This window comes from Albidovulum sp., from assembly GCF_041919395.1.
Lineage (GTDB): Bacteria > Pseudomonadota > Alphaproteobacteria > Rhodobacterales > Rhodobacteraceae > Albidovulum.
Map to the genome: position 1 here is coordinate 1 of NZ_JAYRTX010000188.1, position 2091 is coordinate 2091.

3 protein-coding genes are annotated in these 2091 nt (G+C 67.3%); all 3 read left to right on the forward strand.

Annotation, left to right across the window (positions count from 1 at the left end):
• Positions 1–61 precede the first annotated feature (61 nt).
• Complete coding sequence (locus ACMUOO_RS17225) at positions 62–721, forward strand: phosphoglycolate phosphatase (protein WP_301920605.1); 660 nt, start codon at positions 62–64, stop codon at positions 719–721.
• A gap of 84 nt (positions 722–805) precedes the next feature.
• Positions 806–1681: an MBL fold metallo-hydrolase gene (locus ACMUOO_RS17230; RefSeq protein ID WP_301920606.1), complete on the forward strand. Its 876-nt coding sequence runs from the start codon at positions 806–808 to the stop codon at positions 1679–1681.
• Positions 1682–1700: 19 nt separating this feature from the next.
• Positions 1701–2091: SulP family inorganic anion transporter (locus ACMUOO_RS17235; protein WP_413855810.1), on the forward strand; the 391-nt coding region annotated here is incomplete at its 3' end.

A 2091-nucleotide genomic window follows, 5' to 3' on the forward strand; every position in this document is an offset into this window, starting at 1 on the left:
CGGGGCACGGGCCCGCAGACCAGGTGCCGTCGATGGGCTGTTCGATAAAGTGGAAGGCGGCGTGAAGGCGCCGGCCGTCATCTTCGACCTCGACGGGACGCTGATCGATTCCGCGCCTGCGATCCATACCATTTCGAACGCAGTACTGTCCGGTCTTGGCTTGCCTGCGCTCACCTTTCCGCAGGTGCGCGGCTTCGTCGGCAAGGGTGTCCCGCACCTCGTGCGCCAGCTTCTCGCCGCCTCGGGCGAGGACCCCGACGGGCCGCTCTTCTCGCGGGTCGAGACCGCGCTCGTCGCGCGCTACGAGACGGAGGTGGAGGGCAACACCCCCTACCCCGGCGTTGCCGACGCCCTGGCGCGCCTCGCCGCGGCCGGCTGCCGGCTGGCCGTCTGCACCAACAAGCCCCTGCGCCCGGCCGAGGCGGCGCTCGGCCATGTCGGGCTGCGGGATCGCTTCGACCATGTCATCGGCGGCGACAGCCTCTCCACGCGCAAGCCCGACCCCGGGATGCTTCGCGCGAGCCACGACCGCCTCGGCGGCGGGCCGATGATCTATGTGGGCGACAGCGAGATCGACGCCGAGACGGCCGTGAACGCCCGGGCCCCCTTCGCGCTTTACACCGAGGGCTACCGCAAGGCCCCGGTTTCGGAGCTGCCGCACAGCGTGGCGTTTTCCGACTTCGCCATGCTGCCGGGAATCGTCGAGAATGTCGTCTGGTGATCGCTGTCATGCGAGTCACATTCAAAACTTGCTATATGAATTGCCTGGCCTATATGATGCGGAGAATTGCTGACGGAGGCGGAGATGACGGCGCGTGCGAAACCCGAGGTCAAGGGCTTCTTTGACGAGGCCACCAACACGATCAGCTACGTGGTGAAGGACCCCGCCGGAAAGGCCTGCGCCATCGTCGATTCCGTGCTCGACTTCGACTATGCCTCGGGCCGGACCGATACCCATTCCGCCGATGCCGTCATCGCCCATGTGAAGGCGGCGGGGCTGACGGTCGAGTGGATCCTCGAAACCCATGTGCACGCCGATCACCTCTCGGCGGCCCCCTATATCCAGGATCGGGTCGGCGGCAAGATCGGGATCGGCGCCAACATCACCGTGGTGCAGGACACGTTCGGCAAGATCTTCAACGAAGGCACGGAGTTCCAGCGCGACGGCAGCCAGTTCGACCGGCTCTTCCGCGAGGGCGACAGCTTCCGCATCGGCGGGCTGGAGGGGCATGTGCTCCACACGCCCGGTCACACGCCGGCCTGCCTGACCTACGTGATCGGGGACGCCGCCTTCGTCGGCGACACGCTGTTCATGCCCGATTTCGGGACCGCACGCTGCGACTTCCCCGGCGGCTCGGCGCAAGCACTTTATGACTCGATCCAGAAGATACTCAGCCTGCCCGATGCCACCCGCATCTTCGTCGGTCACGACTACAAGGCCCCCGGCCGTGACGACTACGCCTGGGAAACGACCGTGGCCGAGGAGAAGGCACGCAACGTCCACGTCGGCGCGGGCCGCAGCGCCGACGAGTTCGTCGCGATGCGCGAGGCGCGCGACAAGACGCTCGGGATGCCCAGGCTCATCGTTCCCTCGCTGCAGGTCAACATGCGCGCGGGCCAGATGCCGCCGCCCGAGGAGGACGGCAATACCTACCTGAAGGTTCCGGTCAACAAGCTCTGACCCGGCCCCGGCTGCCCCGATGCTCAGACGATACCTCCCGATCCTCGACTGGGGCCGCTCCTACTCGCGGGACAGCTTCACCTCCGACATCGTTGCGGCGGTGATCGTCACGATCATGCTCGTCCCCCAGTCGCTCGCCTATGCGCTCCTTGCCGGGCTTCCGGCCGAGGTCGGCCTCTATGCCTCGATCCTGCCGATCCTGCTTTACACGGTTTTCGGAACCTCCCGAACCCTTGCGGTCGGCCCCGTCGCCGTCGCCTCCCTGATGACGGCGGCGGCTGTGGGGGAGGTCGCGCGGGCGGGCACGCCCGAATATCTCGGCGCGGCCATCCTCCTTGCCTTCCTCTCCGGGTTCATGCTCACCGCGATGGGGCTGGCGCGGCTCGGCTTCCTCGCCGCCTTCCTCAGCC

Coding starts and splice junctions, on each gene's coding strand:
- ACMUOO_RS17230 (WP_301920606.1), top strand. CDS start 806: ATGACGGCGCGTGCGAAACCCGAGGTCAAGGGCTTCTTTGACGAGGCC.